We start from the raw sequence: 23,163 nt of genomic DNA on the forward strand, positions 1-23,163 counted from the left end.
CCCCGCTCGTGGTAAACCCAGGACGAGCGCGATGGCACACAGTGATGGAAGAAGGCGAGGGGGCCCGCCATGAGGCACGCACGGGACGGGGCTGCCGCGGCGATGAGCGCCGCTTCCAGGATTCTGGTCGCGCGGGGCAAGAACGAGCCCCAGGAGATGGAGAATCCCGACGTCGCCTGGGGGCAGCGCGCCCGTGACGGAGTGTGGGTGCCGACCAGGGACGGGCAGCGGATCCACCTCGGCATCGACGTCGCGGCGGCCGACACGGTCGCGCAGGTGCTGCGCCCCAGCCTGCGGGTGTTCGTCGGCGTGGACGTCGACACCGACATCGTGGCGCAGACGACCGCGGGCGGGGTGCGGCTGCTCACGGTGATCCACGGCCCCGACGCCCCCACGGAGTTCCGGTTCGCCGTCTCCCTGGCCGACGGGCTCGCGCTGGAGGCGATGCCGTCCGGCGGCTACGACGTCGTGCACCTGCGGTACGGCGCCACGGTGGGACGGCTCTACAACCCCTGGGCGAGCGACTCGATGTTCCGCCAGGTGAAGGCGGACTACACGCTGGAGGGCTCGGCCGTCACGATGCGCATCCAGCACACCGACGCCTACTACCCGGTCGTCGCCGACCCGCACTACGAGCGCTGACTTCCTCCAGAGCCTCCGAGCCGGAGCGATAGGCGGTTCGCTCAGGGCCGCGGGGGCCTCGTGGCAGTGCTCCCGCCCGATCTCGCGGAGCATCTCGGCACCGATCGTCCGCCGCGGCGATGCTCCATGCCCGGGCGCGCGGGGCGGCCGCGGAGGCCCCCTCCGAATGGAACGTTCCGCCTGGATGCGGGCACCGGGGACGCCAGCACGGCCTGGCGGGGTGGGCGTCGACGTGCGCGGTCGCCGTCATATGGTGGGGGCCACGGGCCGCGTTCCGGCTCCGGCGACGACGCCGGGCATCCGACCGCCCGGGTCCCCCGAGACTGGAGTCATCGTGATCTTCACTCATGACACCGAGCACGCGCTCGCCGTCGTCGTCGACCTGATCAACACGAGCGCGACGGGCTCCGGCGCCGAGGAGCTCGGCGGGCTGCCCGGTCTGCGCGAGTTCGTGGATCGCAACGAGTTCAGTGACGTGGGCCAGCTCACCGCGGCCGACCTGGCCCGCGTGCTGGAGCTGCGCGACCGGTTCCACGCGGTGTTCCGCGCCGGGGACGTCCCGTCCGCCGTGCGGCGGATCAACGAGATCGTGGGCGAGGTCCGCACCACGCCGCACCTGACCGACCACGACGGCTACGACTGGCACGTGCACTTCTTCGCGCCCGGCGCGCCGCTCGGCGAGCACCTCGCCGCCGACTGCGGCATGGCGCTGGCCTACGTGGTGGCGGCGGGCGAGCTGGACCGGCTGCGCACCTGCGAGGCGCCCGACTGCTCGCGGGTCCTGGTCGACCTGTCCCGCAACCGCTGCCGCCGCTACTGCGACAGCCGCACCTGCGGCAACCGCATGCACGTGGCCGCCTACCGAGCCCGCCAGCGCGAAGCGGCTCCGAGTTGATCGCAGTTCCTTGGGGTCAGGCGCCTGGGGGCGCCTGACCCCAAGGAACTGCGGGCGATCGCTGCATCGCTCCGGCTCGCCCTGGGGGCTCGCTGCGCGATCGGTTTCTCGCAGGCTCGAAACCGCCTTCGGACGCGATCGCGGAGGGTCGGTCGCCTGGGGCAGGGGCGAAGGGGAGGTCAGGCGTCAGGCGTCAGGGGGTCCTGCGGTGAGGCGGGAGACCTCGGTCAGGGCCTTGCGGGCGGCGGGGACGTCGTGGACGCGGAAGACTCTGGCGCCGAGCAGGGCGGAGACCGCGAGCACGGCCATGGTGCCGACGCCGCGCTTGTCGACGGGGCGGCCGAGCGCCTCGCCGATGAAGTCCTTGTTGGACACCGCGACCAGGACCGGCCAGCCGGTGGCCGACAGCTCGCCGAGCCTGCGGGTGATCTCCAGCGACTGGCGGGTGTTCTTCCCGAAGTCGTGCGCCGGGTCGATGAGGATCGCGTCGCGCCGCACCCCGAGGGACGCGGCGCGCTCGGCCTCGGCGGTCACGTGCGCGACGACGTCCGCCACGACGTCGTCGTAGCCGATCCGGTGCGGGCGGGTGCGGGGCGCTAGGGCGCCCGCGTGGGAGCAGACGAGTCCGACGCCGTGCGCGGCGGCGACCTCGGCGAGCCGGGGGTCGGGGCCGCCCCAGGTGTCGTTCAGCAGGTCGGCGCCGGCCCGCGCCACCGCCTCGCCGACCTCGGCGCGCCAGGTGTCGACGCTGATCACGACGCGGGGGTGGCGGTCGCGGACGGCGGCGACCAGGCCGACGACGCGGCGCAGTTCCTCGGCGACGCCGACGTCCTGCCCGGGGCCGGCCTTGACGCCGCCGATGTCGACGATGTCGGCGCCGGCCTCCACGGCCCGGTCCACGGCGGCGAGGGCCTCGTCGAAACCGTAGGTGGCGCCCCGGTCGAAGAACGAGTCGGGCGTGCGGTTCACCACGGCCATGATCGCGTGCGGGCCGATGTCGCGACCGTTCAGCCGCAGCGGCGGCGCGTCCGGTGAGCTCATGATGGGTCTCACCGTGGCATACCGGCGGCCCGGCGGGCGAACCAGAAGGGAATTCGGTCCAAACCGTGCCCTCCCTCGTCATGGACATGTCCTGGTCGGTAACCTCATAAATCACGCTCGTTACGGGTTTAGTCCCGTGGTGGGCCCGCGTCGGACCTATTTCAGCCATGGAGGATCCGCTGTCCAGGCGAGCACTCATCACCGGCATCACCGGACAGGACGGCTCGTATCTGGCCGAGCATCTGCTTGAGCTGGGATACGAGGTCTGGGGCCTGGTGCGGGGGCAGGCGAACCCCCATGTGTCACGGCTGCGCAAGCACATCGGCGACGTGCAGATCACCACCGGGGACCTGCTGGATCAGGGCAGCCTGATCTCGGCGGTGGAGCGGGTGCAGCCCGACGAGGTCTACAACCTGGGCGCGATCTCCTACGTGCCGATGTCGTGGCAGCAGGCCGAACTGACCGCCGAGGTCACCGGGATGGGCGTGCTGCGCATGCTGGAGGCGATCCGCGTGGTGTCGGGGATCAGCACGTCCCGCACGCCCGGCGGCGAGCAGATCCGCTTCTACCAGGCGTCGTCCTCGGAGATGTTCGGCATGGTCCGGGAGACGCCGCAGAACGAGAAGACCCCGTTCCACCCGCGCAGCCCGTACGGCGTGGCGAAGAGCTACGGGCACTACATCACGCAGAACTACCGCGAGTCCTACGGGATGTTCGCGGTGAGCGGGATCCTTTTCAACCACGAGTCGCCCCGCCGGGGCGCCGAGTTCGTGACGCGGAAGGTGTCGCTGGGCGCCGCCCGCATCAAGCTGGGGCTCGCCACCGAGCTGCGCCTCGGCAACCTCGACGCCCGGCGCGACTGGGGCTACGCGGGCGACTACGCCCGCGCGATGCGCATGATGCTGGCCCAGGACTCCCCCGAGGACTACGTCATCGGGACGGGCCAGACCCAGTCGGTGCGGGAGCTGGTGGAGTTCGCGTTCCGCACCGCGGGCCTGGACTGGGAGGACCACGTCGTCCTGGACGCCAGGTACACGCGTCCCGCCGAGGTCGACCTGCTGTGCGCCGACCCGAAGAAGGCCCGCGAGCAGCTCGGCTGGGAGCCCGAGGTGACCTTCGAGGGGCTGGTGACCATGATGGTCCAGTCCGACCTGCGGCTGCTGTCGCGGTCCGCGCGCCCCGAGGACGAGCCCTTCAGCCCCGATCATTGGTGATCCGGTTACCGCGGCCGTGGCACGATTCAGGTATGGCCACATGTGAGCACGTGCAGTCCCTCCCGGCGGAGGACCCGGCGCCGAACACCCCGCAGGGATGCGAGGACTGCCTCCGGGAGGGCACCCGCTGGGTCCACCTGCGGCTCTGCCTGGGCTGCGGGCATGTCGGGTGCTGCGACTCCTCGCCCAGGCGGCACGCCACCGCGCACTTCGAGAAGGAGGGGCACCCCATCGTCCGGTCGTTCGAGCCGGGCGAGGACTGGCGGTGGTGCTTCGTCGACGAACTGATCGTCTGATGCCGGACGTCCGGCTGGGGACGGGTCTCGGACGCTGGATCCTGCTGGCGACGGTGCTCGGGTCGAGCGTGGCGATGCTCGACGCCACCGTCGTCAACGTGGCGCTGCCGAGACTGGCCGACGACCTGCACGCCGACATGGCCGGCCTGCAGTGGACGGTCAACGCCTACACGCTGACGCTCGCGGGGTTCATCCTGCTCGGCGGCTCCCTCGGGGACCGGTTCGGGCGCCGCCGGGTCTTCCTGGTCGGCGTGGTGTGGTTCGCGGTCGCCTCGGTGATGTGCGGCGCGGCCCCGGACATCGGGACGCTGATCGTGGCGCGGGCGCTGCAGGGCGTGGGCGGGGCGCTGCTCACCCCCGGCTCGCTGGCGATCATCCAGGCGTCGTTCACGGCCGACGACCGCCCCCGCGCGGTCGGCGCCTGGTCGGGCCTCGCGGGCGTCGCGGGCGCGGTCGGCCCGTTCGTGGGCGGCTGGCTGGTGGAGGCGGCGGGATGGCGGTGGGTGTTCCTGCTGAACGTGCCCCTCGCCGCCGTCGTGGTGCTGGTCGCGGTCAGGCACGTCCCGGAGAGCGTCGACCCGCAGGCCCGCGGGCGCTTCGACGTGCTCGGCGCGGTACTGGCGGCGCTGGCCCTGGCGGGCACGACGTACGCGCTGACCGAGGCGCCGGGCGGGGGCGCGGCCCCGCCGGTCATCGCCACCGCCGCGATCGCGGGGCTCGGCGCGGCGGTCGCGTTCGTGCTGGTCGAGCGGCTGCGCGGCGGGCGGCACCTGCCGTCCGGGCGGGCGCGCCGGGAGGCGCCCCAGCCGATGCTCCCGCTGGAGGTGTTCGCCTCGCGGCAGTTCTCGGCCGTCAACGTCGTCACGTTCATCATGTACGGCGGGATGGGCGTGCTGTTCTTCCTGTTCGTGCTGAACCTCCAGGTCGTCGGCGGGTTCTCGCCCATCGCCGCCGGGACGGCGCTGCTGCCGGTCACGGTGCTGATGCTGCTGCTGTCGGCGCGCGCGGGCGCCCTCGCGCAGAAGATCGGCCCGCGGCTGCCGATGACGGCGGGCCTGGTGGTGGCGGCCTTCGGGATGCTCCTGGTGAGCCGGATCGGGGCGGGCACCTCCTACGTCCGGGACGTCCTGCCGGCCGTGGTGGTGTTCGGGCTGGGCCTCGCGGCGGTGGTCGCGCCGCTCACCGCCACCGTCCTCGCCACCGCCGACGTCCGCCACGCGGGCGTGGCCAGCGGCGTCAACAACGCGGTGGCGCGGGCCGCCGGGCTGCTCGCGGTGGCGGCGATCCCGCCGCTGGCGGGGCTGACGGGCGACGCCTACACCGACCCCGTCGCCTTCTCGCACGGGTTCCGGATCGCGATGGTCGCGTGCGCCGCGCTCCTGGCGGCCGGGGCCGTGCTGTGCTTCCTCACGGTCGGCAGCGACGCGCTGCAGACGCCGTCGGGCGAATCGGTCGTGCCGGAATGCCGGAGGCAGTGCGGGGTCGGCGCCCCGCAGCTGCAGCCCGAACCGGAGACCGTCCCGGCCGACCACGCCGGCGGGACCGCGCCGGGCCCCCGGGCCTGACCCCCGCGCCGGTCCGCTGATTCCCGGTCCGAATCCGGCTATGTCCAGGACCGGAGCGGTTCGTTGGCATACGGTCGGTCCATGAACCTGCGGCAGCTGCGCTATGTCGTGGCGACCGCCGACCACGGCACGATGACGTCGGCGGCCCAAGCCCTCTACGTGGCCCAGCCCGCGCTGTCGCGGGCCGTCCGCGAGCTGGAGCGCGAGCTCGGCCTGGAGCTGTTCGCGAGGTCCGGCCGGGGCGTCGTGCTCACCCCCGCCGGGGAGCAGGTCGTCCGCCAGGCCAGGGTCGCGCTGGACGCCGTCGACGCCATCGAGGGGCTGGCGGTCAACCGGGCCGACGGGCGCGGCGCGGAGCTGCGCATCGCGGTCACCGCGTCGCTCGAGCCGGAGCTGACCGGTGGCCTGATCCCCCGCTTCGCGCGCAGGCAGCCGGCCGTGCGCGTCCGGGTGGTCCGCTGCGGGGACCGCGACCAGATCGCGGCGGCCCTGCGGGCGGGCCGCGCCGACCTGGCGCTGACCGACCTGCCCGTCCCCGGCGACATGACCGCCCACCCGTTCGAGCAGCGCGAGGTGGTGCTGATCTCCCCGCAGGCGCTGAAGGTCCGCGAGCCCGTGCCGCCCGCCGCGCTGGACGGCATGCGGCTCGTCCTGCCCGCCCGCGGCAGCGCCCGCCGCGCCGAGATCGACACGATGCTGCGGCGGATCGGCGCGCGGCCGGTCGCCGCGGTGGAGTCCGACGAGCGCGGCGCCTGGCTCGGCTGGGTCCGCGCCGGCCGGGGCTCCTTACTCTGGTACCGCAACCAGATCGACGACACCGACGGGGTGACGGTCCGCTCGTTCATGCCGCCGCTCACCCGCATGATCGGGCTCGTGCACGCGCACCGCAGGCTCCCTCCCGCCGCACGCGACTTCCTGACCTTCGCCAAGGAGACGCCCCGCGACCACCCCGCTCGCTGACCCGGCTCCCGCCCCGCCCGCCGGGGCCTTCCGCCCCGCGCCGACCGGGGCCTGGTCATGCCATGATTCGGCGGGTGGATACCACGCACGCGCTCTGGCTGCTGGCCGTACCGGTCAGCGCACTGATGGTGGCCGCGGCGGCCCGGCGGATCGGGCTGTCGGCCCCGCTGGTCCTGGTGATCGCGGGCCTCGGCCTCTCCTTCGTCCCGGGCGTTCCGGAGTTCGAACTGGACCCGGAGTTCGTTCTGTTCGTGTTCCTGCCGCCGCTGCTGTTCTCCGCGGCCTGGAACAGCTCGTTCACGAACCTGCGCGAGAACGTCTGGTCGATCGGCCTGCTCTCGGTGGGGCTGGTGCTCTTCACGACGTTCGCCGTGGGATACGCGGCGTCCCTGCTCGTCCCCGACCTGCCGCTGGCGGCGGCGTTCGTGCTCGGCGCGATCGTGGCGCCGCCGGACGCGGTCGCGGCGGTGAGCATCGCCCAGCGCCTCGGCCTGCCCCGGCGGACGGTGACCGTCCTGGTGGGCGAGAGCCTGTTCAACGACGCGACGGCGCTCACCGCATTCAGGGTGGCGCTGATCGCCGCGATGGGAGCCGGGTTCACGCTCGCGGAGGGCGTCGGGCGGTTCCTGTTCGCCGCCGTCGTGGGCGCGGCGGTCGGGCTGCTGCTCGGGCCGCCGCTGCACTGGCTGCGGACCCGGCTGAACGACCCGCTGGTCGAGAACGGCGTCGCGCTGGTGGCCCCGTTCGCCGCCTACCTCATCGCCGAGAGCGTGCACGCCTCCGGGGTGATCGCCGTGGTGGTCAGCGGGCTGTACCTCGGCAACCGCGAGACCCAGTCCACGGCGGTGACCCGGCTGATCGGGCACTCCTTCTGGAAGGTCCTGGTCTTCGTCCTCGAATCCGTGGTCTTCCTGCTCATCGGCCTCCAGCTCCCCCCGGTCGTCAACGCGCTGTCGGGGCGGAGCTGGCAGGAGCTGACCTGGTGGGCGGTCGCGGTGTTCGCCGTCACGGTCGCGGCCCGGTTCGCCTGGGTGTTCCCCGCCTCGCAGATCCCGCGGCTGCTGTCGCGGCGGGAGCGCGAGCTGCCGAACGTGGGCTGGCGCGGCCTCGTGGTGATCTCGTGGGCGGGCATGAGAGGGGTGGTCTCGCTCGCCGCCGCCTTCGCGGTCCCGTTCATGATCTCGGGCGGCGGCCCGTTCCCGGGACGCGACCTGATCCTGTTCCTGACGTTCACGACCGTCCTCGGGACGCTGCTGGTGCAGGGCCTGACGTTCCCCGCGCTGATCCGCCTGCTCCGAATCGGCGGGGACCGGGAGCGCTACGCCGACACCGTCGCCCTGGCGGGCGCGCAGCAGGCGGCCGCGCAGGCCTCGCTGGAGCGCCTGGAGGAGCTGAACGCCGCGGAGCGGCTCGACCCCTCGGTGGTGGAGCGGCTCCGCCGGCTCGCCGAGCACCGGCAGCTGCGCGCCTGGGAGCGGCTCGGGGGCGGGACGGGCCCGGAGGGCGAGGAGGTGCCGACGGCGACGTACCGGCGCCTGCGGCGGGAGATGCTGATGGCCGAGCGCCAGGTCTTCGTACGGATGCGGGACGAGCGCCGCATCGACGACGAGGTCCTGACCAGCGTCATGTGGGAACTCGACCTGGAGGAGGTCGCGCTCAGCCGCGACTAGCGGGGCGGGACGCTGCCTCGGCCACGGTCGCGCCGTGGCCGAGGCGCCGGTACCCGGTCAGACCGCCCCGTTGAGGGGCTGCTCGGGCAGCTGGACGGCGTAGGACTCCTTCACCACGTCGAGGTGGTGCCAGGACTCCCGCACCGTCACCCCCGACACCGACCGGATGGCGTCGAACACGGCCACCAGCTCGGCACGGGAGGCCGCCTCCACCTGCCCGACGATGTCGTAGCGGCCGAAGCCGGTCGCCAGGTAGCGAACGCCGTCCTGGGCGGCGACCGCCTCGGCGACCTTGCGCAGCCCGCCCGTCACCACCAGCCCGAACCCGCCGAGCTCGGCGGCGCCGAGCGCCAGCGGGTCGGCAAGGCCCGTCACCTGGATGACGCCCGTGCGCATGAGCCTGACCACCCGGGCCCGGGTGGCGGCCTGCGAAAGCCCGATCACGTGCGCGAGCCGGGTGTAGGGGGCGCGCCCGTCGCGCTGCAGCTCGTGCAGCAGCCGCCAGTCGATGTCGTCGAGGGTGACCTCGCCGAGCTCGCGCACCACCGCGTGCGTGTCGCGCACGGTGGCCACCGACCGGAACACCTCGGCCGCGCGCACGCCGGCGACGGACCTGATGTGGTCCACCTCGGCGGCGAGCGCGGCGTCGTCGCGGGTGCGCACCTGCGCGACCAGGTCGTACGGGCCCGCCGTCAGCGCGGCGAAGCTGACCGCGGCGCGCTCGGCGACGCTCTCGGCCACCTCCCTGGCCGCCCCCTCCACGGTGACCGACACGTGCCCGATCGCCTCGGCGCCGACGACGGCGGCGTGCACGATGCCGACGACGCGGACGACCTGCGTTTCGAGAAGGTGCTGCACCCGTGCCCGCACAGCCGTGCGGGAAAGCCCGACGCGATCGGCCAGCGCCTGGAACGTCGCCCGGCCATCCCGCTGGAGCTCGCGGACGAGCACGGCGTCGACCGCATCCAGCACGGCTCTCCTCCTCGACATCTGATGAATCGTTTCGCCAGCAACTGCAAGATCATTCCATTTCGAGACGGTATGACGTCAAATATTGATCTTGCTCGTGTTCGCCCGCCCCGGCAGCCGTCGAAGCGTCGGTGACCGGTTCCGGGCGGCGACGTTTCGGATGCCGCACAAACCCGTTCAAAAGCGCAACGCTGCCGGGCCCGCGCCGCACGCGGCGCGTCCGGCGATGTGGCGGTGGACGCGCCGGCCGCCCGTGCCCGCTCCGGTGATCGCCGCCAGGCTGGGACGGCCCGCGGCGCGGGCGGGCATGGCCGACCGCGTCCACGTGCGTGACCTGCATGCGCTTCTCCCGGTGTTCTGCTGACCCACCCCCTACGGCGGATCGGCCGTCCGCGCGAGGCACATGTAAGAAAAGTGCATCGGGGGCACAGTTACGTCAAGAGGTAACTTTACAGAGAGCCAAGCCTCACGTTGCACCGTTTTCCACCAGGCGTACGGACTCACTTCCGTTATGCCTGGAAGAAGGCGGGAGGGGGACCGCAGACGACACTCGACACCCCCGGGGGACACAGTGTCATCACCCCTGGTCACGGCTTTGCCTGCGGCATAGGGAGCGGCCACCGGCCCCGCACGGAGGTTCCTGGCGGGAGCATCGCCGGGTATGGCTGAGAATGTACGGTGGCCCAGCCACTGCGAACGCGATTGGTGTGTAGTACAGCCGTGCACCTGCTGAACGGTGAGCGTTCCGCTCACGACCTCACCTACAACGACGTCTTCATGGTCCCCCGCCGCTCCTCGGTCGGGTCGCGCCTGGAGGTCGACCTGGCGACCTCGGACGGCAGCGGGACGACCGTCCCGCTGGTGGTGGCCAACATGACGGCCGTGTCCGGCCGCAGGATGGCCGAGACCGTCGCCCGGCGCGGCGGCGTGGCGGTGCTCCCGCAGGACATCCCGGTCGAGGTGGTCTCCGAGGTCATCTCCTGGGTCAAGGGCCGCGACCTGGTCGTGGACACCGCGATCCGGCTGGACCCCTCCAGCACGGCCGGGGACGCGCTCGCGCTGCTGCCCAAGCGGGCGCACAACGCCGTGATCGTCGTCGAGGACGACCGCCCGGTGGGCGTCGTCACCGAGGCCGACTGCATGGGCGTCGACCGGTTCGCCCAACTCCGCGACATCATGTCCCGCGACCTGGTCACGCTGCCCGCCGGCGTCGACCCGCGGGAGGCGTTCAACCGGCTGCACGAGCGCGGCCACCGCCTCGCCCCCGTGGTGGACGCCGAGGGCCGCCTCGCCGGCGTCCTCACCCGCACCGGCGCGCTGCGGGCCACGCTCTACCGCCCGGCCGTGGACGCCGGGGGCCGGCTGCGCGTCGCCGCGGCGGTCGGCGTGAACGGCGACGTCGCCGGCAAGGCCAAGGCGCTGCTGGAGGCGGGCGCCGACCTGCTCGTTGTCGACACCGCGCACGGCCACCAGGACAAGATGATCAGCGCGCTCGCCGCGGTCCGGGGGCTGGACCCCGCCGTCCCGGTCGCCGCCGGGAACGTGGTGACCGCCGAGGGCACCCGCGAGCTGATCGAGGCGGGCGCCGACATCGTCAAGGTCGGCGTGGGCCCCGGCGCGATGTGCACCACCCGGATGATGACCGGCGTCGGCCGCCCGCAGTTCTCGGCGGTGCTGGAGTGCGCCGCCGAGGCGCGCCGGCTCGGCCGGCACGTGTGGGCGGACGGCGGCGTCCGGCACCCGCGCGACGTCGCGCTGGCGCTCGCGGCCGGCGCGGCGAACGTCATGGTCGGCTCGTGGTTCGCCGGTACCTACGAGTCGCCGGGCGACCTGCAGCGGGCCGCCGACGGACGGCTGTACAAGGAGAGCTTCGGGATGGCGTCCGCCCGGGCGGTGCGCCTGCGCACCGCCGACGACTCCCCCTTCGACCGGGCCCGCAAGGCGCTGTTCGAGGAGGGCATCTCCACCTCCCGGATGTTCCTGGACCCGCAGCGGCCCGGGGTGGAGGACCTGATCGACTCGATCGTGGCGGGGCTGCGCAGCTCGTGCACCTACGCGGGCGCCCGGACCCTGGAGGAGTTCCACGAGCGCGCCACGATCGGGATCCAGAGCCCGTCCGGCTACGCCGAGGGCAAGCCGCTGTCCAGCAGCTGGTAAAGGGCGCTCCCGGGCAGTGATCATCCGTCCGGCTCCCCGAACGGCGTCGGATTCACTATCCTGACCATCTGCAACAAAGGCCGCATCCGCTCGCATGCGATCGACTCTTACGCAACCTTTGCCCGGTTCGACGCGTCAATAATGTGAGCCGAGGCTTAATTCACCGTGGGTGGGAATCGGAGCGTACATGGGTCGGTCGCCGAGTGGGCGTGCCCGGAACAGGGACGATGAGGGTACCTCCGGCGGCGCCGGGGGCCTTCCCCGCGCGCTGGCGCTGACGCTCGCGTCCGCCCTGGTCTGGGGTGTCGCGCACTTCGTCACGGGACGCCGGGTCGCCGGCGGGCTCCTGCTCGCCCTGTACCTTGCCATCCTCGCCGCGCTGGCGGGCGCCGCCACGGTCTACCGCTCCGACCTGGTCCACTACGCCGTCCAGCCCGCGGTGCTGCAGCGGGCCTCCGCCACGATCGTCTCGCTCGGCGTGCTGTGGATCCTCGTCGTCGTCCGCTCCTACCTCCTGCTGCGCCCGGCGCGGCTCGCGGCGAGCGCCCGGACGCTCGGCGCCGGGGCCGTCGCGGTGATGTGCTTCGCCGTCGCGGTGCCGGTGGCGTGGTCGGCGCACAGCACCTACGTGTACCGCGACGCGCTGACCAGCATCTTCCGGACCGGCAGCGAGAACGGCAAGCCCGTCGACACCGAGGACCCCTTCAACGGGCAGGCCCGCGTCAACATCCTGCTGCTCGGCGGGGACTCCGCCGCCGACCGCACCGGCGTGCGCACCGACAGCGTGACGCTGGCCAGCGTCGACACCAAGACGGGCGACACGGTGCTGCTGAGCCTGCCGCGCAACCTGGAGAAGTTCCCGATGCCGCCCGGCCCGGCCCGCGACCGGTTCCCCTACGGCTTCACCGGCGACGGCCCGCAGAACCCGGGTCTGCTGAACGAGGTCTACGAGTACGCCGAGAACCACCCCGACGTGGTGCCCGGCGTCGCCAAGAAGCGCCGCGGGCCCGAACTGCTGAAGGCCACCGTCGCCGGCGTCCTCGGCCTGCACGTCGACTACTACATCCTCGTCGACATGTTCGGCTTCGCCGACATCGTCGACGCCATGGGCGGCGTCAAGCTCAAGATCACCGAGCCGATCCCGTACGGGCTGCAGGGCGGCGTCCTTCAGCCCGGGTACCGGACGCTGAAGGGCAAGGAGGCCCTCTGGTACGGGCGGTCCCGCACCAACAGCAGCGACTACGTCCGGATGAGCCGGCAGAAGTGCCTCATGCGGGCGATCGCCGAGCAGGCCGACCCGCAGACGGTGCTCACCAGCTTCGACAAGCTCGCCGCGGCGGCCAAGCGGACGCTGTCGACCGACATCCCGCAGGAGCTGCTGCCCGCCCTGATGAAGCTGTCGAACCGGGTCAAGAACGGCGCGGAGATCAGGAGCCTGCAGTTCGTCCCGCCGCTGATCTACACCGGGAACCCGGACTTCCACAAGATCCGCGCGCTGGCGGCCGACGCCGTCAGCAGCGCCCCGCGGCAGGTCGGCGCCAAGCCGAGCGGCTCGCCCACCGCCTCGCCCAGCGCGTCGCCGAGCGAGTCGCCGGGCGAACCGGACGGCGGCGAGTCGGCCAAGCCGAGTTCCAAGCCCGTGTCGCTGGAGAGCAGCTGCCCCTGACCGGCCGGCCCGGTCCGCCGCCCGTGCCCGTCCCGGGGCCCGTGCCGGTCCGGCCGCGGCGGTCCTGCCCCGCGTGGTTTGTCCTTCCTGGTCCGGGGAGGGGGGATCATTGAGGAAGGACCCCTACTTCGAAGGGCTGGTGCGGTGCCTCGGATCCACGGCTGCGACGCCTTCCGCGTGAGGATGCCGCGCGGGCGGCGGCCGGAGAGCGTCCTCGTCCGCCTCTCCGGCGGCGACGCCGTCGGCTGGGGTGAGATGGCCGTCCCGGCCGGGGCCGCGGACCCCGGCGCGGCGTGGGCGGACATCGAGACGCGCATGGGCCCGGCCCTCATCGGGCTCGACTGGGACCGTCCCGAGGACGTGTCCGCCGCCGCCGACCTCGGCGCGCGCGAGGCCGCGGCGGCCGTGGACACCGCCTGCTGGGACCTGTGGTGCCGGACGCGGGGGCTGCCGCTCTCGCACGCCCTCGGCGGGACCCGCACCTCGATCGTGACGGGCGCGCGGATCTCCCCCGAGCCGGCGCTCGACACGGTCACGACCCGCGTCAACCAGGCCGTTGGAGCGGGCCACACCCGCGTCACGCTCGACGTCCGGCCCGGCTGGGACGTGGAGCCCGTCCGCGCGATCCGGCAGGCGTACCCGGCGCTGGCCCTCGTCGCCGACGCCGGCCACGCCTACACCGAGTCGCCGGAGCATCTGGCGGTGCTGGAGGCGCTGGACGCCTACGGCCTGGCGGCGATCGAGCGCCCGTTCCCGGCCGCCGAGCTGGCCGCGCACGCCCGGCTCCAGTTGCGGGTGAGCAGCGCCGTCGCCCCGGACGTGGGCGACCTGGAGACGCTGGACGCGGCGCTCACGCTGGAGGCGGGCCGCGCCCTGCACCTGCGGCTCGACCGGCTCGGCGGGCTGACCGCGGCCCGCAGCGCCCACGACCTCGCGTACGCGGCGGGCTGGGACGTGTGGTGCAGCGGCTGCGGCGCGTTCGGCATCGGGCAGGCGGCCGCGGTCGCGCTCGCGGCCCTGCCGGGCTGCACGCTGCCGAGCGACGTGTCCGACCCTGCCGGGGGCCCGGTGTTCGTGACGCCGCCGGTGCGCTCGTCCGGCGGCGTCGTCGGGGTGCCGCTCACGCAGCCGGGGCTCGGCCACGAGGTCGACGAGGAGCGCATCGAGCGGCTGGCGACCCGCCGCATGCGCCTGTCGGCGTGACGCCCGCCCCGGCCTGGGTCGTGGCGGGGCCGCCCGGCTCGGGCAAGACCACCGTCTCGGACCTGCTGCTGCGGCGGCTGCGGCCCGTGCCGGCACTGCTGGACAAGGACACGATGTTCGGTCCGTTCGTGGAGGCGACGCTCGCGGCGTCCTCGCGCGATCCCGGCGAGCGCGAGGGGGCCTGGTACGACGCGCACGTCAAGCCGCACGAGTACGCGGGGATGACCGCCACCGCGCGCGAGATCCGGTCGCACGGCTGCCCGGTGCTGCTGAGCGGTCCGTTCACCGGCCAGATCCGGGACCCGGCGCGCTGGAGCGAGTGGGGCGCGTCCCTGGGCGGGCCGCCGGTGCACCTGGTCTGGATACGGACGGACGCCGAGACCCTCCGGAGCCGGCTGGAGGAGCGAGGCTCGCCCCGTGACGCCGGCAAGCTGGCGGCGTTCGACGCCTTCGTGGCCCGGATGCTGCCCGGAACGCCGCCTCCGGTCCCCCACACGGCCGTGGACAACCGCCTCGGCGCGCCCCGGTCGCTGGAGTCGCAACTGGACGCGCTGGTCGGATGACGTTCTGGCGGAGACCGTGCGGTCTCCGCCAGATGGCCCCCGCCCGCCGGAAGCGTCGACCGCCGGGCGGGGAGGCCGCCGCGTCAGTCGTTGATGTTGATGTTGACGTTCTTGTTGATGTTGACGTTGTGGTCGCCGCAGTGGTGGTGGTGGCGGCCGTGCTTCCGCGCGGACTCGTTCGCGGTGTCGGCGGACGCCATGGCGGCCGACACGATGGCGTCCGGCGCCGCGGCCTCCGGACCGGTGGCGGCCGACGCCGAGGCGGTCATGCCGGTGATGCCGGCCAGCGTCGCCCCGGCGGCGAGAGCCAGAACCGCAAGAAACCGCTTCATGATGATCCCCTTCGATCTGGTATCAGGTGCTTGCGTGGCGATACTTCCCGCTGCATGCTCTGCGTAACGTAATGACTACTAACAGTGAGCAAAGGCGGAGAGTAGGGGATTCGGCGGGACTTGGGCGGCCCGGGCGTCAACCCGGCGCTCGGAGGGTCACTGCTGCGGCGGCATGTGCTGCTGGGGAGGCTCATACGGGCCGGGCTGGGCGTACCCGGGCCGGCCCGGCTGAGGGTACGGACCGGGCTGGCCCGGCTGACCGTACTGGCCTGGCTCCATGTACTGGCCTGGCTCCATGTACTGGCCCGGCTCCACGTACTGGCCCGGCTCCACGTACTGGCCCGGCTCCACGTACTGGCCCGGCTCCACGTACTGGCCCGGCTGGGCGTACTGGCCCGGCTGGGCGTAGGGGTCGTAGTGCGGCGCGGGCGGCGGGAGGGCGGGCTGCTCCGGCTGCGGGGGCAGCGGTCGGCGCCGCGCGTCGCGGCGCTCCTGGTAGGCGTTCTTGAGCCGACCGCCGACGCGCTTGCCGGCGTCGCCGACCTGCTGCGCCCGTTCGCCCTGCATCGCGCCCTGCACGCGGGCGGCGGAGCGCCGGCCCAGATCCTGCACCTGCCGGGCGCGCTCGGACCGCAGTGCCCGCTGCATCGACTCGGCCTGGGCGAGGCGGGCCGCGTTCTCACGCACGGCCTGGCCCGCGATCTGGCCCGCCGCCTGCGTGCCGTCCCAGGCGATGACCGCGCCCTGCCGCGCGGCCTCGGCGGCGCGCCGGTAGCCGTCCGCTCGCACCAGGACCGTCCCCGCCAGCAGGTCGGCGAGGCCGCGGCGGCGGGCGCCGACGAGGGTCGGCGCACTGTTGGCCAGGAAGAACGCGACGGCCGCCAGCCACATCACCAGGGAGAGGAAGAAGAGGCCGTGCAGGAGGAGGATCCACGCGGTGCAGTACAGGCCGGTGCCGCCCGCCGTGGTCGCCAGCGAACGGCGCAGCGCCCTGGCCTTGGCCGACTTGACCGACTCGGCGGAGCCGGCCTTCTCCACTCGCAGGTCGAGGACGGCCTTGCCGAGGGTCCGGCCGGCGAGGGCCTGACCCGCGAACTGGTGCAGGAACTCGACCAGGACGAGCAGCAGCAGCGCCTGCTCGACCGCGCTCACGGCCGTGTTCCAGATGCCGGTGCCGAAGTCCTCGGCGGCCTGCTGGACGTCGCCGCCGGTCAGCAGGAGCCCGCCGCCCGCCGACAGCGCGTCGCCCCAGAGCCCGTCGCCGAGCAGCCCGTTCAGCCGTCCCCACGTCATCATGCCGAGGAGGATCGCGGCGCCGAGGAGGACGCCGGCGTCGATCCCCCAGGCCGCCAGGCGGCGGCCCCGCGGGGCCGCGGCGGGGGGCGGGGCGGGCGGCAGGGGCTCGGCGGCGGGCAGCGGGACGGGCGGCGGACCGTACACGGGAGTCCCTCGGGTCGCGGTCTTCTGTTGGCTCAAAGCGGGGAACGCCAGGAGTCTAGGCCGCCCGGTCCGGGCGTCGCCACCGCAATGTCAGTAGGACTTCGGCAGCCCCAGGGAGTGCTGCGCGACGTAGTTGAGGATCATCTCGCGGCTGACCGGGGCGATGCGCATGAGCCGGACGACCCCGGCCAGCATCCCGACGCCGTACTCGGTGGTGAGGCCGTTGCCGCCGTGGGTCTGGATGGCCTGGTCGACGCAGTGGATCGCGGCCTCGGCGGTGGCGTACTTGGCCATGTTCGCGGCCTCGCCGGCGCCCGCGTCGTCGCCCTCGTCGTAGAGCCAGGCGGCCTTGTGCCCCATCAGCCGGGCCAGCTCCAGCTCGATCTTCGCGGCGGCGAGCGGGTGCGCCAGGCCCTGGTGCGCGCCGATCGGCGTCCGGAACACCTGCCGCGACCTGGCGTAGCCGGTGGCCCTGCCGAGCGCGAGGCGGCCGATCCCGGCGCCCATCGCGGCGGCCATGATGCGCTCGGGGTTGAGGCCGGCGAACAGCTGGAGCAGGCCGCCGTCCTCGTCGCCGACGAGCGCCTCGTAGGGCAGCCGGACGTCGTCGAGGTGGCAGATGAACTGCTTCTCCGGCGACACGATCTCCATGTCGATCGGGGTCCAGGAGAAACCGGGCGTGCCGGTCGGGACGATGAACAGCGAGGGCCGCAGGTTGCCCTTCTGGTCCTGCGTGCGGGAGACGAACAGCACGGCGTCCGACTCGTCCACGCCGGAGATGAACGTCTTCTGCCCGTTCAGCACCCATCCGTCGCCGTCGCGGCGCGCCGTGGTGGTGATGCGGTGCGAGTTGGATCCGGCGTCCGGCTCGGTGATCGCGAACGCCATCTTCACCGAGCCGTCGGCGAAGCGCGGCAGCCAGTGCGCCTTCTGGTCGCCGGTGCCGGACCTGGCGATGATCGTCGCGCAGATCGCCGGGGACACGACCATGAGCAGCAGCGGGCAGCCCGCGGCGGCGAGCTCCTCGCACACGGCGGCGAGGTCGCCGATGCCGCCGCCTCCGCCGCCGTACTCCTCCGGCACGTTGACCCCGAGGTAGCCGAGCCGCCCGGCCTCGGCCCACAGCTCGTCGGTCTTCTGGCCGGACTTGGCCTTCTCCACGTAGTAGGACGAGCCGTACTTGGCGCCGAGTTCCGCCACGGCCGCGCGCAGCGCCTGACGCTCCTCGGTCTCGACGAAGCTCATTCGGGGGTCCCTTCGATGACGGCGAGGACGGCGCCGGACTCGACCTGCTGCCCCGCGGCGACGTTCATTTCGGCGACCGTCCCGGCGGACGGCGCGGCGATGCGGTGCTCCATCTTCATCGCCTCCAGGACGACGAGGGTCTGCCCTTCGGCTACGCTCGCGCCGGGCCCTGCCTCGACGCGGACGACGGTGCCGGGCATGGGGGCCAGCAGGGAGCCCGGGGCGATCTGGCCGCTCGGGTCGGCGAAGCGCGGGACGGCGGCGAGCGTCACGGAGCCGAGGCGGGAGTCGACGTGCACCGAGTCCCCGGCCGTGGTCACGGTGAAGGTCTCGCGGAGGCCGCCGTGGTCGAGGACGACCCGTTCCGGCGCGGCGGAGAGCAGCGCCGTGCCGGGGCACAGCTCGGAGGTCAGACCGTTCCTGTCCAGCCGGTAGTCCACCTCCACCGGGCCGCCGGGTCCCTGGAACACCCTGCGCTGCGGCTGGGAGCGCACGTTGCGCCAGCCCGACGGGAGGCCGCCGAGCACGCGGGCGCCCGCCCGGTCCGCGGCGGCCCGGGCGAGGGCCGCGGCCAGCGCGCAGACCCGGACCGCCGCCTCGTCCGCGAGCGGCGCGGCCAGGGTGTCGAGGCCGACGCGGTCGAGGTAGCCGGTGTCGGTGTCGCCGTCCAGGAAGGCGGGCTCCTCCAGGACCCGGACGAGCAGGTCGCGGTTGGTGGTCAGGCCGTGGACGCGGGCGCGGCGCAGCGCGGCGGCCAGCCTGCGCGCGGCCGCGGACCGGGACGGCGCCCACGCGATCACCTTGGCGAGCATGGGGTCGTAGTGGACGCCGACCTCGGAACCGCTCTCCACGCCGCTGTCGAGCCGCAGCCCGTGCCCGGCTGGCACGGCGAACTCGGCGTCCACGCCCGGAACCTCGAAGGTGTGCAGCGTGCCGCTGGCGGGCCGCCAGTCCTGCGCGGGGTCCTCGGCGTACAGGCGCACCTCGATGGCGTGGCCGCGCGGCTCCGGCGGCGCCTCCGGCAGGCGGGCGCCCTCGGCGACCTCGATCTGCAGCCGGACGAGGTCCACCCCGTACACGCACTCGGTGACGGGGTGCTCGACCTGGAGGCGGGTGTTGACCTCCAGGAAGTAGAAGCGGCCGTCGCGCGCGAGCATGAACTCGACCGTGCCGGCGCCGACGTACCCGATGGCGCGGGCCGCGCTCGCCGCCGCCTCGCACAGCCGCGCGCGCGACTCGGGCGCGACGGCCGGGGACGGCGCCTCCTCTACGATCTTCTGGTGGCGGCGCTGGACGGAGCACTCGCGCTCGCCGAGCGTCCAGACGGTCCCGTGCGCGTCGGCGAGGACCTGCACCTCGATGTGCCGGGCGTTCTCCAGCAGCGGCTCGCAGAACACGGTCGGGTCGCCGAACGCGGACTCGGCCTCCCGCCGCGCGCCCGCGACGGCGTCGCGCAGTTCCTCCGGCGCCCGGACGACGCGCATGCCGCGTCCGCCGCCGCCCGCGGACGCTTTGACCAGCAGGGGGAGATCCGCCTCGGTGACCTGCGCGGGGTCGAGCTCGGGGAGCACGGGGACGTCCGCCGCGGCCATCAGCTTCTTGGCCTCGATCTTTGAACCCATCGCGGCGATCGCCTCGGGCGGCGGGCCGATCCAGGTCAGGCCGGCCTCGGTGACGGCCCGCGCGAAGTCCGCGTTCTCCGACAGGAACCCGTAGCCCGGGTGGACGGCGTCGGCCCCGGCGCGCCTCGCCACGTCGAGGAGCCGCTCCGCCGACAGGTACGTCTCCGCCGGGGACGCACCGGGCAGCCGCCCGGCCGTGTCGGCCTCCCGGACGTGCGGCGCGGCCGCGTCGGGGTCGGAGTGGACGGCGACCGTCCCGATGCCGAGGTCCCGGCAGGCCCGCAGGACGCGGCGGGCGATCTCGCCGCGGTTGGCGACCAGCACTCTGTTGATCATTGTTCGACTCACATCCGGAAGACGCCGAAGCCCTCGGCTCCGCGCACGGGCGCGTTGTGGACGACGGACAGGCACAGGCCGAGGACGGTCCGGGTGTCGCGCGGGTCGATCACCCCGTCGTCGTAGAGCCGCCCGGACAGGAAGAACGGCAGCGACTCGGCCTCGATCTGCGCCTCGACCATCTCCCGCATCGCGCGGTCCTGGTCCTCGTCGTAGGCCTGCCCGCGCGCCTGCGCCGCCTGCCGCGCCACGATCGACAGGACGCCGGCGAGCTGTTGCGGCCCCATCACCGCCGACTTGGCGCTCGGCCAGCTGAACAGGAAGCGGGGGTCGTACGCGCGGCCGCACATGCCGTAGTTGCCCGCCCCGTACGAGGCGCCCATCACGATCGTGATGTGCGGGACCCTGCTGTTGGCCACCGCGTTGATCATCAGGGCGCCGTGCTTGATGATCCCGGCCTGCTCGTACTCCCTGCCGACCATGTAGCCGGTCGTGTTGTGCAGGAACAGCAGCGGGGTGTCGCTCTGGTTGGCGAGCTGGATGAACTGCGCCGCCTTCTGCGCCTCGTCCCCGAACAGGACGCCCTGGGCGTTGGCGAGGACCCCGATCGGGTAGCCGTGGACGCGCGTCCAGCCCGTGACCAGGCTCGTCCCGTAGAGGGGCTTGAACTCCTCGAACCGCGACCCGTCGGCGACGCGCGCGATGACCTCGCGCGGGTCGAAGGGGATCTTCAGGTCCTCGGGGACGATCCCGGCCAGCTCCTCGGCGTCGTACAGGGGCTCCTCGACCGGGCCGGGCGCGGGGGCGAGCTTGCGGTGGTTGAGGTTCCCGACGATCCGGCGGCCGAGGCGCAGCGCGTCCGCCTCGTCCACCGCCATGTAGTCGGCGAGGCCGGAGGTGCGCGCGTGCATCTCGGCGCCGCCGAGCTCCTCGTCGCCGGCCTCCTCACCGGTCGCCATCTTCACCAGCGGCGGCCCGCCGAGGAACACCTTCGCGCGCTCCTTGACCATGACGACGTAGTCGCACATGCCCGGGATGTAGGCGCCGCCCGCCGTGGAGTTCCCGAACACGAGCGCGATGGTGGGGATGCCCGCGGCCGAGAGCCGGGTGAGGTCGCGGAACATGCGGCCCCCCGGAATGAAGATCTCCTTCTGCGTCGGCAGGTCCGCGCCGCCCGACTCGACCAGGTTGATGACGGGGAGCCGGTTCTCCAGCGCGATGTCGGACGCCCGGAAGCTCTTCTTCACCGTCCACGGGTTGCTGGACCCGCCCCGCACCGTCGGGTCGTTCGCCACGATCATGCACTCGACGCCCTCGACGACGCCGATCCCCGTGACGACGCTCGCGCCGACCGGGAAGTCGCTGCCCCACGCGGCGAGGGGACTCAGCTCCAGGAACGGCGAGTCGGGGTCCAGGAGCAGCTCGATGCGCTCGCGGGCCAGCAGCTTGCCCCGCTCGCGGTGCCGGGCGACGTACTTCTCGCCGCCGCCCTCCAGCGCCTTGGCGTGTTCGGCGTCGAGGGCCGCCAGCTTCTCCAGCATGGCCGCGCGGCGCTCCCGGTACTCCGGGCTCCGCGCGTCCAGGGTGCTCTTCAGGGTCACAGGACTGCCTCCGGGATGTCGACGAGGCGGGACCGCAGCCACTCCCCCAGGGCCTTGCCCTGCGGGTCGAACCGGGTCGAGGCGGACACGCCCTCCTGCAGCAGCCCTTCGACGACGAAGTTCACCGCGCGGAGGTTGGGCAGCGCGTGCCGGCGGACGGTGTGCTCGCGGGTCTCCGGCAGCAGCGCGCGGAGCCTTTCGGTGGTCAGGAACGGCTCGAGCCAGCGCCACTGCGCGTCGGTCCGGGCCCACACGCCGATGTTGGCGTCGCCGCCCTTGTCCCCGCTCCGCGCCCCGGCGACCCGGCCGAGCGGCGCCCGAACGGTCGCGCCCGTCGGGACGTCCTCCGCGGGCGGCGGTTCGGCGGGGGCCTCCAGGTCGCGCACGGCGGGAGCCGCCGGGACCGCGACGCGATCGCCCTCATGCGTCACCGCGACATGCTCGACCACGTCGTTCGGGACGTAAGCGGGCGTATAGACCCCGTAAGGCGCGCTCTTGCCGGGCGGAGAGGTCATCGTGAAGCCCGGGTAGCCGGCGAGCGCGAGCTCCACGACGGCGCCGCTGAACGCGCGGCCGACCTTCTCCGGATCCGGGTCCAGGACGGCGCAGCGGAGCAGGGCCGTCGCCTCGCCCTGCGTCGCCGGGTCCGGCGCGGGGGCGCCGATGAGCGTCCACTCCACGCGGGCCGGCCGCGCCTCCGCGAAGGCCTCCTCCATCTGGGCCCTCGCGAGCTCGGCCTTGGCGTCGATGTCCAGGCCGGTGAGGACGAAGGTCATCTCATTGCGGTGACCGCCCAGGTGGTTCAGGCACACCTTGGTGGACGGCGGCGGCGGGACGCCCTGGACACCGCTGATGCGCACCCGGTCGGGCCCGTCCTGCGCCAGGGCGATCGAGTCGAACCGCGTCGTCACGTCCGGGCCCGCGTAGGAGGGCCCGCCGATCTCGTACAGGAGCTGGGCGGTGACGGTCTCGACCGTCACCGCGCCGCCCGTCTCGTCGTGCTTGGTGATCACGCAGGAGCCGTCGGGGTGGATCTCGGCGATCGGAAAGCCCGGCGCCTTTACGTTGTAGATTTCTTGGAAGAAGGCGTAGTTGCCGCCGGTCGTCTGCGCGCCGCACTCCAGGACATGCCCGGCGACCGTCGCGCCGGCGAGCGCGTCCCAGTCGTCCCGCGCCCAGCCGAAGCGGGCGGCGGCCGGGCCCGCGACCAGGGAGGCATCGGTGACGCGGCCGGTCACCACGACGTCCGCGCCGGATTTGAGGCACTCGACGATCCCCCAGGCGCCCAGATAGGCGTTGGCCGTGAGCGGCTGCCCGTAGCGGGCGTCCGCCAGGCCGAGCTCCTTCGCGCGCGGCAGCAGGTCGTCGCCCTCCACATGGGCGATCCGCACGTCGATCCCCAGCCGGGAGGCCAGCTCGCGCAACCGGTCGGCGAGCCCCCGCGGGTTGAGCCCGCCGGCGTTCGCGACGATCGTCGTGCCGCGCTCGACGGCGAGCCCGAGGGACTCCTCCATCTGCCGCAGGAACGTCGTGGCGTACCCGGCGTCCGGGTCCTTCATCCTGCCGCGTCCGAGGATCAGCATCGTCAGCTCGGCGAGGTAGTCGCCGGTGAGGACGTCCAGCGGCCCGCCCTCCAGCATCTCCCGCACCGCGGAGAAGCGGTCGCCGTAGAAGCCCGAGGCGTTACCGACCCGCAACGGTTGGCTCATGGCCTGAACCCTGCCAGCCCGTCCCTAAAAAATCAAT

General features: G+C 73.4%; 20 protein-coding genes. 12 read left to right on the top strand and 8 right to left on the bottom strand.

The genetic code is table 11. The features are described 5' to 3' along the window. Nucleotides 1–69 precede the first annotated feature (69 nt). Together FKD65_RS04705 and FKD65_RS04710 are read left to right on the top strand one after the other, a co-directional pair. On the top strand, nt 70–642 hold the full coding sequence (locus FKD65_RS04705) for a hypothetical protein (protein WP_141576320.1): 573 nt from the start codon (nt 70–72) through the stop codon (nt 640–642). A gap of 334 nt (nt 643–976) precedes the next feature. Next, nucleotides 977–1,537: a CGNR zinc finger domain-containing protein gene (locus FKD65_RS04710; RefSeq protein WP_141576321.1), complete on the top strand. Its 561-nt coding sequence runs from the start codon at nt 977–979 to the stop codon at nt 1,535–1,537. A 186-nt stretch (nt 1,538–1,723) separates the two neighbouring features. Here FKD65_RS04710 and folP read toward each other — a convergent pair whose 3' ends face one another. Then, complete coding sequence (gene folP, locus FKD65_RS04715) at nt 1,724–2,578, bottom strand: dihydropteroate synthase (RefSeq protein ID WP_141576322.1); 855 nt, start codon at nt 2,576–2,578, stop codon at nt 1,724–1,726. 179 nt (nt 2,579–2,757) lie between these two features. On the opposite strand from folP, the gene FKD65_RS04720 reads away from it, so the two are divergent. The 5 genes from FKD65_RS04720 to FKD65_RS04740 all read left to right on the top strand — a co-directional run bounded on the left by FKD65_RS04720 (nt 2,758) and on the right by FKD65_RS04740 (nt 8,283). After that, on the top strand, nt 2,758–3,792 hold the full coding sequence (locus tag FKD65_RS04720; protein ID WP_141586362.1) for a GDP-mannose 4,6-dehydratase: 1,035 nt from the start codon (nt 2,758–2,760) through the stop codon (nt 3,790–3,792). Between the two features lie 32 nt (nt 3,793–3,824). Beyond that, nucleotides 3,825–4,088 (top strand): ubiquitin carboxyl-terminal hydrolase 14, encoded by a 264-nt coding sequence (locus FKD65_RS04725; protein WP_141576323.1) that lies wholly within the window; start codon nt 3,825–3,827, stop codon nt 4,086–4,088. Next, nucleotides 4,088–5,653: an MFS transporter gene (locus FKD65_RS04730; RefSeq protein WP_141576324.1), complete on the top strand. Its 1,566-nt coding sequence runs from the start codon at nt 4,088–4,090 to the stop codon at nt 5,651–5,653. Before FKD65_RS04725 ends, FKD65_RS04730 begins: the two co-directional genes overlap by 1 nt. 81 nt (nt 5,654–5,734) lie before the next feature. Beyond that, nucleotides 5,735–6,613, top strand: coding sequence for a LysR family transcriptional regulator (locus tag FKD65_RS04735; RefSeq protein WP_141576325.1), 879 nt, complete (start codon nt 5,735–5,737; stop codon nt 6,611–6,613). Nucleotides 6,614–6,687: 74 nt separating this feature from the next. Beyond that, the gene (locus FKD65_RS04740; RefSeq protein ID WP_240809968.1) at nt 6,688–8,283 is read left to right on the top strand and encodes a Na+/H+ antiporter; all 1,596 of its coding nucleotides are present in this window, start codon (nt 6,688–6,690) and stop codon (nt 8,281–8,283) included. Nucleotides 8,284–8,340: 57 nt separating this feature from the next. On the opposite strand, the gene FKD65_RS04745 is transcribed toward FKD65_RS04740, so the two are convergent. Continuing rightward, the gene (locus FKD65_RS04745; RefSeq protein ID WP_141576327.1) at nt 8,341–9,255 is read right to left on the bottom strand and encodes an Lrp/AsnC family transcriptional regulator; all 915 of its coding nucleotides are present in this window, start codon (nt 9,253–9,255) and stop codon (nt 8,341–8,343) included. A gap of 88 nt (nt 9,256–9,343) precedes the next feature. Between FKD65_RS04745 and FKD65_RS04750 the strand changes: the two genes are divergently transcribed. The 5 genes from FKD65_RS04750 (at nt 9,344) to FKD65_RS04770 (ending at nt 14,841) form a co-directional block, all read left to right on the top strand. Continuing rightward, complete coding sequence (locus FKD65_RS04750) at nt 9,344–9,616, top strand: hypothetical protein (RefSeq protein ID WP_141576328.1); 273 nt, start codon at nt 9,344–9,346, stop codon at nt 9,614–9,616. A 356-nt stretch (nt 9,617–9,972) separates the two neighbouring features. Continuing rightward, a complete protein-coding gene (locus FKD65_RS04755; protein ID WP_141576329.1) occupies nt 9,973–11,409 on the top strand; it encodes a GuaB1 family IMP dehydrogenase-related protein in 1,437 nt (478 codons plus the stop codon). Nucleotides 11,410–11,596: 187 nt separating this feature from the next. Next, nucleotides 11,597–13,075, top strand: a complete 1,479-nt coding sequence (locus tag FKD65_RS04760) for an LCP family protein (protein ID WP_141576330.1) — start codon at nt 11,597–11,599, stop codon at nt 13,073–13,075. A 144-nt stretch (nt 13,076–13,219) separates the two neighbouring features. Continuing rightward, entirely contained in the window at nt 13,220–14,278 is a 1,059-nt protein-coding gene (locus FKD65_RS04765; RefSeq protein ID WP_141576331.1) for an enolase C-terminal domain-like protein, read from the top strand. Continuing rightward, on the top strand, nt 14,275–14,841 hold the full coding sequence (locus FKD65_RS04770) for an AAA family ATPase (RefSeq protein ID WP_141576332.1): 567 nt from the start codon (nt 14,275–14,277) through the stop codon (nt 14,839–14,841). The genes FKD65_RS04765 and FKD65_RS04770 overlap by 4 nt, the downstream gene beginning before the upstream one ends. Before the next feature lie 83 nt (nt 14,842–14,924). On the opposite strand, the gene FKD65_RS04775 is transcribed toward FKD65_RS04770, so the two are convergent. The 6 genes from FKD65_RS04775 to FKD65_RS04800 all read right to left on the bottom strand — a co-directional run bounded on the left by FKD65_RS04775 (nt 14,925) and on the right by FKD65_RS04800 (nt 23,126). Beyond that, nucleotides 14,925–15,173 carry a hypothetical protein gene (locus FKD65_RS04775; RefSeq protein WP_141576333.1) on the bottom strand — a complete coding sequence of 83 codons (249 nt, stop codon included), beginning with the start codon at nt 15,171–15,173 and terminating at the stop codon, nt 14,925–14,927. A 156-nt stretch (nt 15,174–15,329) separates the two neighbouring features. After that, nucleotides 15,330–16,613, bottom strand: coding sequence for an RDD family protein (locus FKD65_RS04780; RefSeq protein ID WP_141576334.1), 1,284 nt, complete (start codon nt 16,611–16,613; stop codon nt 15,330–15,332). Between the two features lie 90 nt (nt 16,614–16,703). Then, nucleotides 16,704–17,858, bottom strand: coding sequence for an acyl-CoA dehydrogenase family protein (locus FKD65_RS04785; RefSeq protein WP_141576335.1), 1,155 nt, complete (start codon nt 17,856–17,858; stop codon nt 16,704–16,706). Beyond that, the gene (locus FKD65_RS04790) at nt 17,855–19,816 is read right to left on the bottom strand and encodes a biotin carboxylase N-terminal domain-containing protein (protein ID WP_141576336.1); all 1,962 of its coding nucleotides are present in this window, start codon (nt 19,814–19,816) and stop codon (nt 17,855–17,857) included. Before FKD65_RS04790 ends, FKD65_RS04785 begins: the two co-directional genes overlap by 4 nt. Before the next feature lie 8 nt (nt 19,817–19,824). Then, nucleotides 19,825–21,357, bottom strand: coding sequence for an acyl-CoA carboxylase subunit beta (locus tag FKD65_RS04795; protein ID WP_240810287.1), 1,533 nt, complete (start codon nt 21,355–21,357; stop codon nt 19,825–19,827). Between the two features lie 56 nt (nt 21,358–21,413). Then, nucleotides 21,414–23,126: an acyclic terpene utilization AtuA family protein gene (locus FKD65_RS04800; protein WP_141576337.1), complete on the bottom strand. Its 1,713-nt coding sequence runs from the start codon at nt 23,124–23,126 to the stop codon at nt 21,414–21,416. Nucleotides 23,127–23,163 lie beyond the last annotated feature (37 nt).

It is taken from the genome of Actinomadura sp. WMMA1423 (assembly GCF_006547145.1).
Classification (GTDB): Bacteria; Actinomycetota; Actinomycetes; order Streptosporangiales; family Streptosporangiaceae; genus Spirillospora.